At 50.7% G+C, this 14,107-nt stretch carries 9 protein-coding genes; 7 read left to right on the top strand and 2 right to left on the bottom strand.

The genetic code is table 11. From position 1 onward, the window contains the following. The first annotated feature begins 12 nt into the window (after positions 1-12). The 5 genes from BM202_RS01335 to BM202_RS01315 all read left to right on the top strand — a co-directional run bounded on the left by BM202_RS01335 (position 13) and on the right by BM202_RS01315 (position 8,463). Positions 13-1,743, top strand: a complete 1,731-nt coding sequence (locus tag BM202_RS01335; RefSeq protein ID WP_093822666.1) for a RagB/SusD family nutrient uptake outer membrane protein — start codon at positions 13-15, stop codon at positions 1,741-1,743. Positions 1,744-1,838: 95 nt separating this feature from the next. Continuing rightward, the gene (locus tag BM202_RS01330; RefSeq protein WP_093822665.1) at positions 1,839-3,794 is read left to right on the top strand and encodes a GDSL-type esterase/lipase family protein; all 1,956 of its coding nucleotides are present in this window, start codon (positions 1,839-1,841) and stop codon (positions 3,792-3,794) included. A 276-nt stretch (positions 3,795-4,070) separates the two neighbouring features. After that, positions 4,071-6,650 carry a DUF5686 and carboxypeptidase-like regulatory domain-containing protein gene (locus BM202_RS01325; RefSeq protein ID WP_093822664.1) on the top strand — a complete coding sequence of 860 codons (2,580 nt, stop codon included), beginning with the start codon at positions 4,071-4,073 and terminating at the stop codon, positions 6,648-6,650. Between the two features lie 60 nt (positions 6,651-6,710). After that, complete coding sequence (locus BM202_RS01320; protein WP_093822663.1) at positions 6,711-7,247, top strand: DUF4833 domain-containing protein; 537 nt, start codon at positions 6,711-6,713, stop codon at positions 7,245-7,247. A gap of 145 nt (positions 7,248-7,392) precedes the next feature. Beyond that, positions 7,393-8,463, top strand: a complete 1,071-nt coding sequence (locus BM202_RS01315) for an alpha/beta fold hydrolase (protein WP_093822662.1) — start codon at positions 7,393-7,395, stop codon at positions 8,461-8,463. Between the two features lie 52 nt (positions 8,464-8,515). Here the strand turns inward: BM202_RS01315 and BM202_RS01310 are convergent, their stop codons facing one another. Next, a complete protein-coding gene (locus BM202_RS01310) occupies positions 8,516-9,286 on the bottom strand; it encodes a LytR/AlgR family response regulator transcription factor (protein WP_093822661.1) in 771 nt (256 codons plus the stop codon). Next, positions 9,283-10,350 carry a sensor histidine kinase gene (locus BM202_RS01305; RefSeq protein ID WP_093822660.1) on the bottom strand — a complete coding sequence of 356 codons (1,068 nt, stop codon included), beginning with the start codon at positions 10,348-10,350 and terminating at the stop codon, positions 9,283-9,285. The genes BM202_RS01310 and BM202_RS01305 overlap by 4 nt, the downstream gene beginning before the upstream one ends. A 265-nt stretch (positions 10,351-10,615) precedes the next feature. On the opposite strand from BM202_RS01305, the gene BM202_RS01300 reads away from it, so the two are divergent. Together BM202_RS01300 and BM202_RS01295 are read left to right on the top strand one after the other, a co-directional pair. Next, positions 10,616-13,252 carry a TonB-dependent receptor gene (locus BM202_RS01300; RefSeq protein WP_093822659.1) on the top strand — a complete coding sequence of 879 codons (2,637 nt, stop codon included), beginning with the start codon at positions 10,616-10,618 and terminating at the stop codon, positions 13,250-13,252. 179 nt (positions 13,253-13,431) lie between these two features. After that, positions 13,432-14,031 (top strand): YceI family protein, encoded by a 600-nt coding sequence (locus BM202_RS01295; RefSeq protein WP_093822658.1) that lies wholly within the window; start codon positions 13,432-13,434, stop codon positions 14,029-14,031. The last annotated feature ends 76 nt before the right edge of the window (positions 14,032-14,107 follow it).

Below are 14,107 nucleotides of genomic sequence, written 5' to 3'. Positions count from 1 at the left end.
GCTATTCCGATCATGAACATATTCTTAAAATTATCGCTATTTGCTTTGTTGGTGAGCTTTGCCTCCTGTAAAGATAGTTTCGTTGATGTCGATAACCCGACGGCTATTTCGACGAGTAGCTATCCCGCTACCGTATCCGATCTCGAACAGCTCCTCACAGGTGTTTACGGAACGCAGCATGCTACGGGCATATTTGGGCGGGCGATTGGCCCCTACAGTACGTATCTGTGGGATCATACGACCGATTTGAGCTGGCAGGGGTCGCCGAACTGGATTCAGATGGGCCAGAATAACGCTCTGCCCAGCGACGCTTTTTTACTCCAGATCTGGCCCGATTTATGGCGAGGTGTGCAACGGTGCAATACGTTACTGGCTGGCGTTGAACGGGTTAGTAAAACAGCCTCGGCTACAGACCTCGTCTCTGTAAACCTGATTAAAGGACAGGCCCTTTACCTACGCGCCTGGTATTATTACTACCTGACTACGTTCTGGGGCGAGACATTTATTGTAGATGGTGCGGGTGGCGATAAAATGGGTGTGCCCATTGTCACAGCCGTGGCCGACAACCTGGCTGCAACCCAGGTGCCCCGCGCGACGGTAAAACAAAACTGGGATTTTATCATTGCTGATCTGAAAGCCGCCGAAACCCTGCTGGGTACCCAAACCTGGACAGCGGCTACCGATAAGCATAAAGTGACGGGCTGGGGTGTGAAAGGCTTCCTGGGCAAAGTCTACGTGTTTACCCAGGATTGGGCGAATGCCAAAACGTACCTGAGCAACGTGATTGCCAGCAGCGGAAAATCGCTGGTTTCGTTCGACGTGTACAAAAACATGTTCAACGGTCAGAACGAGTTCAATTCAGAGTCGGTTGTCGAGCTCAATCTGAACGTCGATTTAACGTACGGTGGCGTCGATTTGTCGATGGGGTCTATGATCGGGACCTTGATTGCCCCATCCTACGTCGGCCCCACGGGCACACCCATCGCGTCGGCCTGGTCGAACGTGTTTCCGCACGCTAAGAACATTGCCCGGTTTGGCTTCAATCAGGGCCATTATTTTCCGCAGGGCACAACATCCGCCAACATTGCCAATGTTGACCAGTCATACATTGCTAAATCCGTGGCGGCCCGGGCAAACAAAACCGTTGACCCCCGGCTGTGGGTGGCCTGTCTACAGCCTTATGTCGACTCAATGGTGGTGGCTGGCGCGAAAAAGCCCATATCGCATTATCTGGACGTAACGGAGATCGATATGGAGGCCTGGAGTTTCCGGAAATATATCAATCTGGCGGGCACGGAACTGGAAGTAAACCGGTCCAACGGGGCTAACATACTCTGGCTGCGAATGGCCGATATTTACCTGCTTTACGCCGAAACCCTGACGCATACCGGCGATAACGCAATGGCACTGGAGTACATCAACAAAGTGCACCGGCGCGCCTATAGCCTTCCCGCTGATACGCCCTCGGCCGTTGATTACAAAAGTTTGACCGACGTGACCAAAGCACCGGATGATGGGCTGAAAAATAACCCGCTCCGCTACGAACGATGGGCAGAATTTTTTGGTGAATTCAACTGGTGGTTCGATGTTTGCCGATGGAAAATCGGCCCTCAGGAAGCCGCTTATTACCAGAAGATCCGGGGCGGTACCATTCAGTTTGATCCAGCAACGGACTATGCCCAGCCCATTCCGATCAACGAGATTACGGCTAACGCCAGCATGAAGCAGAATCCGGGGTATTGATTTGATCTTGTCAACTTCCCGAAAGTCCAACCTTTCGGGAAGTTCTCTTTATCCTAAAAGTAGCTAAGGAATATGTGATACTTTGGTTATTGCCTATGAAGCAGACAGCACCAGATTCTCCGGAAATTACCAACCGCATTCCCCCGAATAGAAAGCGGTTGTGGCTATTTAAGGGAATAGCGGTGCTGTTGCCGTTCCTCGTGCTGGTGCTGGTGGAAGGTTTGCTCAGGCTGTTCGGATACGGCCACGACCTGAGTCTGTTCGTGGAAGACCCTCAGCACAAGGGGTATTGGGTGATGAATCAGCACGCATCGGAGCGGTATTTTACGGAAACCGAAAATGCGACGATCGGTAATTTTGAGCCGTTTTTGAAGCAAAAAGCGGCAGGTACCCTCCGGATTTTTGTGCTCGGTGAGTCAACCACAATTGGCTATCCGTATATGCACAATGGTTCGTTTCATCGATGGTTGCAATACCGGTTGTTGCATGAATTTCCTGACAAAGATACTGAGATCATAAACCTGGCCCTGACAGCCGTTAATACGTATACGGTCTATGGATTTGCTAAAGAATTGGTTGATTATCAGGCCGATGCTGTGTTGATCTACACGGGACACAATGAGTATTATGGTGCCCTGGGCGTAGGGTCCACCAGTTCGTTCGCGCACAATCCGTCGTTGATGCGGCTGGTGATCAGGCTCCGCGAATTCCGCCTGATCCAGTTGATCAATGCTGCTGTATCCGGCATTCGGAAAACCCTCTCCGGCGACAACAATGATTTGCGTGAGAACCTGATGAAACGGATGGCCGCTGACCAGCAGATAGCCTATGAATCGGACGTGTACCAGGCCGGAATTGACCAGTTCAAAACCAACCTGAACGATATTTGCCAGGTACTGAGCCAAAAAAAGATTCCTGTACTGATCAGTAATCTGGTTAGTAACGAAAAGGACCTGAAGCCATTTATCAGTGCTCCGGGGAATGGCGCAACATCGGCTCAGGCCAGGTACGAGTTGGCCAATCGGGCGTATGCAGCGGGTAATTTTGCCGAAGCAAAAAAAGCCTATACACAGGCTAAAGAACTGGATATGTTGCGGTTTCGGGCACCGGAAGCCGTGAATCAACTCATTCAGGACGTAGCGACCAAATACCCTGGCGTTACGTTAGTGGATACGAAACACACGTTTGATGAACATTCGCCACACGGCATTTTAGGTCAGGAAACGCTCCTGGAACACGTCCATCCAAATTTGTACGGCTATGCTTTGCTGTCTGATGCGTTTTATAACGCCTTGAAAAAAAGGCAACTCCTTCCGGCTGGCCGTGAACACGAACTTTCGTTCGCTGAATTACAGCAGCACATGCCGATTACCGCCGTAGACTCGCTGAAAGGGGCTTACGAAGTGATGATCCTGAAGGAAGGCTGGCCGTTCAACGTACCCATGCCAACCGAGGAGAAGAGAACCAAGACCGTAGAAGAAGAATTAGCGGGTGCCCTGGTTGTCAAGCAGATAACGTGGCCAGATGCCATGAATCAGTTAAGAGATCATTACCTGAAACAAAACGACACGCTCAACGCCCTGAAGGTGACCGAAGCGTTTCTGCTGGAATTTCCGAATGATCCGGCTTTTTATACTCAGGCGGCTAAATTATGCCTGAGCCGGAATGACAATGAGGCCGCCGTTACGTACCTGAAGAAAGCATTCCGGCTGGCGAATTCGTTCGAAACGGCTCAGCCGTTGTTCATTACGTTACTCAAGCTGGATCGGCCGGAAGAAGCCATGCCGTATCTGCACTACGCGGCTGCCCACAACCAAACTCAGTTCAGTTTGAACGAGTTGCAAGCGTTTGTCCAGCAGTTGATTGCGGTGAAAGGTCAGTTTGAAAAAGATAGCACAAACGTCAAGCTGAGCAATCAACTGGCGGCTGGTTACCTCAAATTCGCCAATACGACCGCAGCGAATAAATACATCGAAAAATCGTTGCAAATCGACCGGAAAAATCCCGTTGCCTTAGGCCTGAAAGAGCAAATTCGGGCAATTAAGAAGTAATGCGGACCGTTCGCGTTACGTCACGCATTACATTCGTCTTCCAACTCAGTAGGCAAATCCAGCAGTTGACGAGATGCAATAGACACTTCGGTGTATAATCGATTTCCGAATCAACCAGGTCACCACAACTTTGTCGTGTCAATATTAACTATGACAACAGCACAAGCACATACGGCTGGATCGACAAGCGACTGTTTGCTCAGGAAATTAATTTTCAAATAGGGGGAAATCGTAGCGCAGTAGTCATAGCCGTAATGAAGTTCAGTAAACAACATCATGAAGGCTACAATTTTACTTACGCCACAACCGTATCCTCACCAGATCAGCCGATTAAGGATAATCTTAATCCAATCGCTTAGTCTCGTCCTTTCAACCATTCTGTTCGTCACTACGTCCGTTTTTGGGCAAACGTCGGCTACGTCAACCCTTATTTCGGGAAAAATTACCGACCAGAGTTCGGGGCAGGCGGTTCCGTTTGCTTCCGTTGCTGTGAACGGAAAGCCCACCGGTACGCAGGCGGATGTCGATGGTCATTACGAATTACAGCTTCGTCAACCCGCTGATTCACTGCTGGTATCGGCGCTTGGGTATCAGACGGCGAAGGTTGCGGTGACGTCATCAACCGTTGATGTAGCGTTAACGCCAGCTGCGGCCATGCTGAATGAAGTTGTGGTTCACGCGGGTGAAAATCCGGCGTTTCGTATCCTTCGAGAAATACACGCACATCGAAAACAGAATGATTTCCGGCAGTTGAGCGGCTACGAATACGAAGCCTATAGTCAGCTTGCCATCAACATCAACCAGCTATCCGACCGTTTTCGGCAACGGAAGCCCGTGCAGGCCATTTTAAAAGCACTGGAGCAGAAACAAGGCAAAAAAGCCGCTGTATTGCCCGTTTTTATGTCCGAAACGGTTTCACGTATCTATGCCCGACGCAACCCGCAGCATACCAAAGAGCACATTTTAAAGACGAACATCAGCAGTGTCGGTATTACCGATGATAGTTTCGTGGCGCTGTTCACCGGAGCGGGTTTTAATACGTTAAATTTCTATCAGAATCAGGTGAGCCTGTTCAAGAAAGAGTTTATCTCGCCATTGGCCGAGGGCGGACGGATGGCGTATACGTACTTCCTGGCCGATACGTCCCAGGTTGGTGATCACACGTGTTACGGCATTGACTTCGATCCGAAGAACGAGCGCGATCTGGTGTTTCGGGGGCGGATGTGGATTGACAAAGACAGTTACGCGCTGGTACGTATGGACGCCCACGTTGGCGCTGCGGCCAATATCAATTTTATTAACAAGATCGACATTGACCAGACGTACGAACGCGCTGGCGAATCCGGCAGTGCCTGGCTGCCCGAAACAACGCATCTGACGGTTGGGGTAGGTGAGGTCGTCAAAAATACGTTTGGCGCTACGGTCGATTACACGACGTCGGTGCGGGAGCCGCTGGTGAACCAGCCTAAATCGGTTGACTTTTTCAATGTGGACATTGATCTGGCGGAAGATCGGGATCAATCGCCCGCTGATTACTGGCAGAACCAGCGTCAGCAATCACTTCAGGCACAAAACTACGAGCAGACGCGCGCTTTGCTGGATACAGTTCGAAACCTGCCGGTTGTGAAGAGTTACACCAAACTTGCCCAGTTTGTCCTGAATGGTGGGTATCTGCCCGTTATGCGGGGTGTTGATGCCGGTTCCGCCTTCTCCATGTGGGCATATAATCCCATCGAAGGCCACCGGTTGCGCATGGGCTTACAGACGAACAACGCCTTTAGCCGCACCTGGCAGCTGTCGGCCTATGGTGCCTATGGTACGCGCGATCGGGTGTGGAAAACCGGCTGGGAGGTCAACTTCATTCCTACGCGTCGGCCGTTAACGCTGATCTCGTTAAGGCATAGCTACGATCTGGAACAATTGGGAAATCGTACGGAAGATCTGGCCGACAACTCCTTTTTTCGACTAAACAGCCGGTTTGGCCGTTTTCCGCAGGCTTATTATCAACGCGAAACATCGTTGACCGCCCAACGTGACCTAGGGCCGGATTTTACGCAAACGGTAGGGATTCGCAAGCGTTCGATGGACCTGTTGTTTCCGTTCGCGATCAATGAACGTAATGAGCCGCAGCATCCAACCGTTGCGGGTACGACGCTACGGAGCATGGAATACTTTCTGGAAACGCGCTATGCGCCGGGTCGGTTGCCCGCTCGCCGGGTTACGGGTCGCCGGATTCGACGTCGACCTACCGAAACCGCGCCGATTGTTACGTTGCGTTACACCTATGGCACCGCTTCATTTCAAGGCACTACGTTTAGCGGCTACCACAAGGTACAGATGCAGTTGGATCACGCGCTACGTTGGGGCTTGCTGGGCCGTACGCAGTACACGGTGAAAGCGGGTTACATCCCATCGGCCATTCCGTATCCGCTGCTTCAGGTGCATCTGGGAAACCAGACGCCGTTTTACAACCGAAATGCGTTCAACCTGATGAACTACGCTGAATTTGTAAGCGATCGCTACGTATCCCTTTCCGTTGAGCACAAGTTTGAAGGCTTATTTACTAACCGAATCCCCCTGATCCGGCGGTTGGGCTGGCGCAATTTCGTGACCGGTAACGTATTGTTCGGGCATTTGAGCGATGGCAACCGCAACTTAATTGCCACGCACGATACCAACGGAAAGCCGCTGCCAAGGGTCCATTCGTTACAGCAAACGCCTTATGTCGAGATCGGGTACGGTATCGAGAATGTCCTGAAAACAGTACGTATTGAGGCTATGCACCGGCTAACGTACCGGCAGAATCCGAATGTAACGCCCTTTGCGATTAAAATGTCGTTTCAATTGAGCCTGTAAGCGATTTGGCTTACATATGATTAGACGTTAATTTCGTTAACAGCACGAACAATCAGTACTATGAACACAGTCCGATATTTTGCCCTGCTGATTACTTTATTGCTGACGGATCATTTGCCCGCCCAGGCGGTGCGGAAGTCCTTTCCAGAGCCCGCGCCGTCGCCCAATCAACTCTTTTACCTGCAGCGCAGCAAAGACATCAATACCGTTGTCTACGAAGCGAACCTATCGGCTGGGAAGAAACTGAACCCCGATAAACCCGTGCAGGTGTACTGGATTCGCTATGCCGAGCAGGGGCAGCGGGAAGATTTAACCAGTGTTCAATGGCAGATGGCCTACGGCTACACGCACAGACCGCTGGCATCCGACGCTTATGAAATCAGTTTAAATTCATTTAAGCAACGGCCCATGCAGATTATCACCCTTCGGGGCAAACCAATGGCAATGATGACCATCAATGGCCAGCGGGCATATCTGCAAAAAGTGTTCGTGCAACTGGACCCCAAGTCGCGGCTTATGCCACGTGTTCAATACATTGAAATGTTTGGGACTGACACCGACAAGGGTAAGCCGGTTTACGAACGTATCATTCCGTAGAAATCATGTACTCGTTTTTAGAGCTTGGCCCCCGACGGGGCTTTTCTATTTCTGGTAGTTGATTTGATTTTCTGCAAATGGACATATCGTGAATGTTCTCTCGTTAATTTGTACAGAATTATCCCGCTAATTTTTCGATACGCTATTGAGGATTTTACTGACTATTGTTTCAATTCTGATTGGCTGTACCTACCTGCAAGCCCAACAGAATCAGTTGGTTGCTGATCACACGGATATACAAAAGGCTTTTGCGTTGGCAAAGCAGGACTTTGCCAGCTTTGAAAAAGCGCATGGTCATTTCAGTACGACAAAAAATGGTCGCATGCATTACCTGACCTGGGGAAAACCTTCTGACGTTCCGCTTGTCTGGTCACATGGCAGCTTAACCAACGCACTTGAGTTGTTGACGCTAGCGGATAGCCTGGTTAATGCTGGTTACTACGTACTGGCGATTGATTATTATGGCCACGGCCAGACCCCAATTCCGGCGCATGAGGTTTCGCTCTATCATGTAGCCGATGACATCAAATGGATTCTGGATGAGCTGAACATTAAAAAAGCCGTGATTGGCGGCTGGTCGAGAGGGGGGATGATAAGTACCGCTTTTTACGACGCGTATCCAGACCGGGTTTTAGGATTAATCCTGGAAGATGGCGGATCGGTATCTACCAATACGTTCTATCACAAAATGGAGTCGGCTCAACTTACCCGGCGCATTGATGAACTCTTCAAAGACCGATACCCGGACACGACGTATGCGAGTGAGTTTGCCGCTTACCGTGCTATTTATGACACAACGCAACAAGGAAGTCAATTCGACCTGTTAGCCTGGATTCGATCAGTCAACGGTGGAAGGTGGGCAATCAGTCCGGGCGTGCTGGACCTGTTCAATATGAAAACGCCGGACCAATTCCGGGCCAATATTCTTCATCCGACGCAAGTGCCACTTTTCGCAGAATCCATGTCGGTACTGGAGCCGAAAATCATCTTTCGAAACCTGTCGGTGCCAGTCTTAATCCTGGACCCCACCAGCCCGAATGATTTGTTTCCTTTCGAAACGGAGAACGCAGCGCTTCAAAAACAACATCCGCACCTGATCGATCACAAGATCTACCCAAACTGTGGTCATAATATCCATTATGAGCGGCCGAATCAATTCTTAACCGATATAGCTAATTTTCTGGCAACGGTAAAAACGCATAATAGAGTAAGGTAGGGAAACTGAAATACCCGTAGTGCCGACAGTCCCGGTCGGCACTACAGAAAAGCTACAGCCAGCGGCTGATGAAGTGGCTAAACGCATCTTTGTACTGATCGCTGACCGAAATTGTGGCTGAGCCAATTTGTACGGAGTTGCGGGTGATGGCACTAATCCGATCCAGGGCGACGATGAATGACCGATGCACCCGCATGAAGCGTTTGGGCGGGAGTTTTTCTTCGAGCGTTTTCAGGCTGGTCAAGGATAGCAAAGCCCTGTCGGGGTCGCTTTGGCGGTACACTTTCACATAGTCCTTTAAGCCTTCGATGTACAGAATGTCGCTGTAGGCGATACGTACCAACTGGTATTCCACTTTCAAAAACAGGTAATCTTCGGCTACGTCGGAGGGTGGGATGGTCAGCGGAGTTGCCACGGCAGGAGCGGGTTCAACACGTTGCACCAACTCGAAATACTGACGGGCCTTGCTGGCTGCCCGCAAAAACTCCTCGTAGTTGAAAGGCTTCAATAAATAATCCAGCGCATCGACGCGAAAGCCTTCAATGGCAAATTGATCGAACGCTGTTGTGAAAATTATACGCGTGGTCAGTGCTCCCCGATTGCTACGTTCCAGCACCCGCGCTAGCTCCAGCCCCGTCAGGTCGGGCATTTGAATGTCCAGGAAAATAACATCGACCGGCGCTGACAGCAACCCCTGCAACGCTTCGACCGCACTGCTATAGCGGCCAACGAGGGTCAGGAAAGGCGTTTTTTCGATAAACGCACAGACAAGTCCCAGCGCCAAGGGTTCGTCGTCTACCGCGATGCAGGTCAGCGTTGTCATGCCAGATTGAGGGTTAAATGCACATGGTATTCGTCAGCGGGCGTATGCTCGTTGATATCCAGTGAGTACTGCCCCGGATACAGCAGATCGAGCCGTCGGCGGGTGTTGGTCAGTCCGATGCCATTGCCCACTTCGAGTGAGGGGGCTTTTTCGGGAAACAACGTATTGCTGACATCGAGCAAAAGGGTATGCTGCTGTTGCTGGACGGAAATGGTAATCGAGCTTGGATGCACCGAACTGACGCCGTGTTTAAAGGCATTTTCCACGAATGGTAGCAGCAGCATAGGCGCAATGGGCTGATCGTGCAGCGGCTCCGGTTTGTTGAGCGTAACGGTGACTTTATCGGTGAGCCGGAGTTGCATGAGCTGGATATAATCGCTCACGAACGACAGTTCTTTGCTCAGCAACGTAGTGCCCGACTGGGTGTCGTACAGGACGTAGCGCATCATCCGGGAAAGTCGGTGCAGGGCTTCGCGAGCGGTCTCAACGTCGAGTAAAGTGAGCGCGTAGATGTTGTTGAGGGTATTGAAAAAGAAGTGGGGATTAATCTGTGCTTTCAAAAATGAAAGCTCTGAGGTCGTTTTAGCCTGTTCCAGCGCCGTGCGAAAGTTCGCATCGTCCTGCCATTTTTGAAGTAAAGCGATACTGGTACTGATCCCCAGAACCAGCAGAATCGTAAACAGACTTGGTTGAATCCAGCCGTAAAGTTTAGGCTGCCCTTTTCCGTCGGGATGAAAAGCCCGATGCATCTGCCTGGCTAAATCAAACCCTAGTTCAACGCTCCCCAAAACAAGTAGTACAAAACAGATGATGCCCACTAGTGATAGTACGTACCGGCCTGTCTGCTCATGGAGTAGCAACCGGGGAACCAGCCACTGAGAGTTCAGATAAAAAACACCGACCATGAGGCTCAAAAAGATGAGCTGACGTACCCAGAATAAGCGGGGAAACTGGATCTCGGACGTAAGCGACTGATTGAAAAAAAGTAAGTAGCTCATCAGAAACCAGCCCAGTACGTGAATCAGCACGGGAACGTAGCGACGGGATAAAAGAGTGGCAGCCATAATCGTCGGGAAAGCTGCAAGTTTAGGGTAAAAAGTAACGCGCGGTTTAATTAATCGGCACATACACAGAGTTTCCCGATGGTCTGGGCCTTTTAGCCGACGAATGGCTCCATTGCGTACTGGCTGAACTTTGGTACTATTCGGCAACTCATTCGTCGGCTGAAACAGCCCATCTGCCGACGTTTTCTACCCCCCGGTCTATTGCATTTTTTGGATTAATTAAAGAAATGTTGCTTTGTTCACTAATTTCTCAATCTGAATACCGATGAACAAGCATTTTCTACATCTACTACTAACGCTGGGACTTTGGAGCGGTCTGGCCCAAATCCAGACAAGTAACGCTCAATTTGGCCCTCCGGGTGGCGGTCCGGGTGGCCCTCCCGGAATGAACAATCAGGATGGTCAGCGGAAAAAAACGGAGTTTACCGGTGTTGCCGATGATACGCCGAAAGGGAATGGGAAAATAACGGGTCTGCTCGTTGATTCGACATCGGGAAAGCCGGTTGAATTTGCGACCATCGCCCTGATGAACGTGAAAACCAATAAGCCCATCGACGGTACTACGTCGGATGCCAAAGGGAACTTCACGCTGAGCAAACTGGCACCGGGCGATTACCGGCTTCAGTACTCGTTTATTGGCTACAAAAACCTGGACTCAAAGCCGTTCACCATCGAAAAAGGTACAGTGCTGAACATGGGGTCGGTAAAACTTCCCGCCGATGTACGCACGCTGGGGGAAGTGAACGTAGTAGGCCAGGTTGCGCTGATCGAAGAAAAAGTGGACCGGCTCGTTTTCAACGCCGATAAAGACATGACCTCCAAAGGGGGCGACGCGTCGGATGTACTGAAACGCGTGCCGATGCTGTCGGTTGATCTGGACGGAAATGTGAGCCTGCGCGGCAGTCAAAATATTCGGGTGTTGATCAACAACAAACCCTCGACCATTGTTGCGAGTAGTGTTGCCGACGCCCTCAAACAAATTCCCGCCGATATGATCAAAACGGTGGAGGTGATCACCAGTCCGTCGGCCAAGTACGATGCCGAAGGAGCTGCCGGAATTATCAACATCGTTACGAAAAAAATTACACTGCATGGTTTAACCCTGAATGTCGATGCCGGGGCGGGTCTTCGTGCCTCTAACCTGGGGCTGAACGGTTCATTCCGGCAGGGCAAATTGGGGATTAGTCTGGGCGGTTTCGGACGGGCCATGTATAACCGGGCTTCCTCGACGCTGGACCAGACGACGCTGGTGGGTGCCCAATCGCTACGTACCAGTCAACAGGCAACGGCCTTCGATAAGCCAATTTTTGGTCAGTACACGCTCGGATTCGATTATGATCTGGCCAAGAATCAGTCGTTAACGGCCAACATCCGGTACGGCACCCGCAATTTTATTCAGCAACAGACGCAGTTGACCAGTACGTTCGCTATGGACTCGTTGCTGAGCATGACCAACCGCGATGTGAACCGGAAAGACCTGTCGAACTCGGTGGACATGAATCTGGATTACGTCCGCACGTTTAAGCCGCAACAGGAGTGGAGCATTTCCACGCAGTACAGCCGCACCGGTCTGGTCAACAATTTCTATGCGGATATTCTGGGTCAAGCGGGGGAATTAACCGCTCGTCAGCGCAACCTGAACAACAACACGAATCAGGAAATGACGATCCAGACTGATTATCAGACACCGATCAGGAAAAACCAACTGCTGGAATTTGGCGGAAAAGCCATCATGCGGAAGGTTGATAGCCGCTATGAATATCAAATTGGCGGCAGCACGGGCGACCTGATCTACGATCCAACCAACCCGGCGGGAGCGCTGATCTACAACCAGAACATCGGGGCGGGCTACATTTCATACACCTACGTAACGCCCAGCAAGTACACGTTCAAGGTGGGAACGCGCTACGAACACACCGGCATATCGGCCAAAGCCTCCACAACAAACGAAACGAACGAATACGTAAACCTGAACATCCCCAGCTACAGTAATCTGGTGCCGAGCGTTAACGTATCGAAAAGTTTGAAAGGCGGCACCACCCTCAAGGCGGCCTACAACCGACGGATTCAACGGCCGGGTCTGCAACAACTGAACCCGAACGTAAACAAGGCGAACCCGCAGAATATCAGCGTTGGTAATCCGAATCTAAGCCCCGAACTCACCGACAACATGGAGCTGAGTGTTAGTTCGACGATCAAGAAAACGTACCTGAATGCCGCCGTTTTTGGCCGGATAACCAACAACGCCATTTCGCAGATTCGGATACCATCGGATACAATGGCGGGAAGCATAATCACTACGTTTCAAAACATTGGGGTGCAACGTACCGTAGGCGCCAACGTCTTCTTCAATACCAGCATCACGGCGAAATGGAGCATCAATGGTGGCCTGGACGGGTACTATATGTACATGCAGGGAACCACCGCCGGGGCCGACGGCAAGTCGGTGACCATCAACAACTCGGGCATCAGCATTGGCGGTCGACTAATGAGTCAGTTACAGCTCGACAAAGGCTGGAGTGCGCAGGTGTTCAGCTTCTTTCGGGGACCAAATCCGCAATTGCAGGGCACAATGGGTAGTTTCTACATGTACTCGGTGGGCGTCAGAAAAGACGTTGCCAACAAGCGGGGCAGCATCGGGCTGGCCGCTGAGAACTTCGTTGGAAATGGGGTGACCATGCGGACTACGCTGAATTCGCCACTACTGTCGCAGGTGAACGTTAATCACCTGTACAACTCGAACCTGAAAGTGACATTTACCTACCGCATTGGCAAGATGACATTTGAAGAAAATCGTCGCAAAGGCCGCTCGGTAAGCAATGATGATGTGAAAGATGGTGGGGGTGATGGCGGTGGTCAGCAGCCACAGGCGGCACCAGCGGGTGGCGGACGACCTAAGTAGGAGAATAAATGATGGATGGTTAAGAATGGATAATGATAATGGGGAATGGCTGGCAATCACCTTACTATCACTATCCATTTTGTATTAATTATGATTGTATTTGATTATAAGATTCTTACTTTAGTAATCGACAATCATTGTCAGGTCAAACCATTTTCACTCATTTAACTTCCAAACCCATGAAAGCATTCGTTTTATCTGTTGCCGCACTACTCACTCTCTCAACGTCCTACGCCCAAACGTGGGCGCTCGACAAAGCCCACGCTAAAGTGGGCTTCACCGTTACGCACATGATGCTGTCGGAAGTAGATGGACTTTTCAAAACATTCGACGCTAAAGTCACGGCGGCCAAACCCGATCTGTCAGACGCGGTATTTGAATTTTCGGGGGATGTTAACAGCATTGATACCGGCAACGAAAAACGTGACGGCGATCTGAAAGGGGAGAAGTATTTTGATGCTGCCAAGTTCCCGACGCTGAGCTTCAAGAGCAAGTCGTTCCAGAAAGCCGGTGATAAAAAATACAAAGTAACCGGCAACCTGACCATACACGGCGTTACCAAACCCATCACGCTGGATGTGGTAATGAATGGCCCAATAACCAATGAAGGTCCGCGTGGAAAGTCAGAGAAGGTGGGCTTCAATATGAAAGGTACGCTGAAACGCTCGGACTTTGGGATTGGTGCAGGAACGCCCGGAGCGATCATTAGTGATGAAATAGAGGTGAAAGCCAATGGTGAATTTACCAAACAGGCCGACGCGACAGCTGAAAAGAAATAACGTAGCAAAACCCCATTAAAACCCCGGCTTGACAGAACACAAGCCGGGGTTTTTTTGTAGGCTGACTGACCAGAAA

The organism is Spirosoma endophyticum (assembly GCF_900112365.1).
In the GTDB taxonomy this organism is placed as follows: Bacteria; Bacteroidota; Bacteroidia; order Cytophagales; family Spirosomataceae; genus Spirosoma; species Spirosoma endophyticum.
This window is presented reverse-complemented; position numbering and strand designations above follow the sequence as displayed.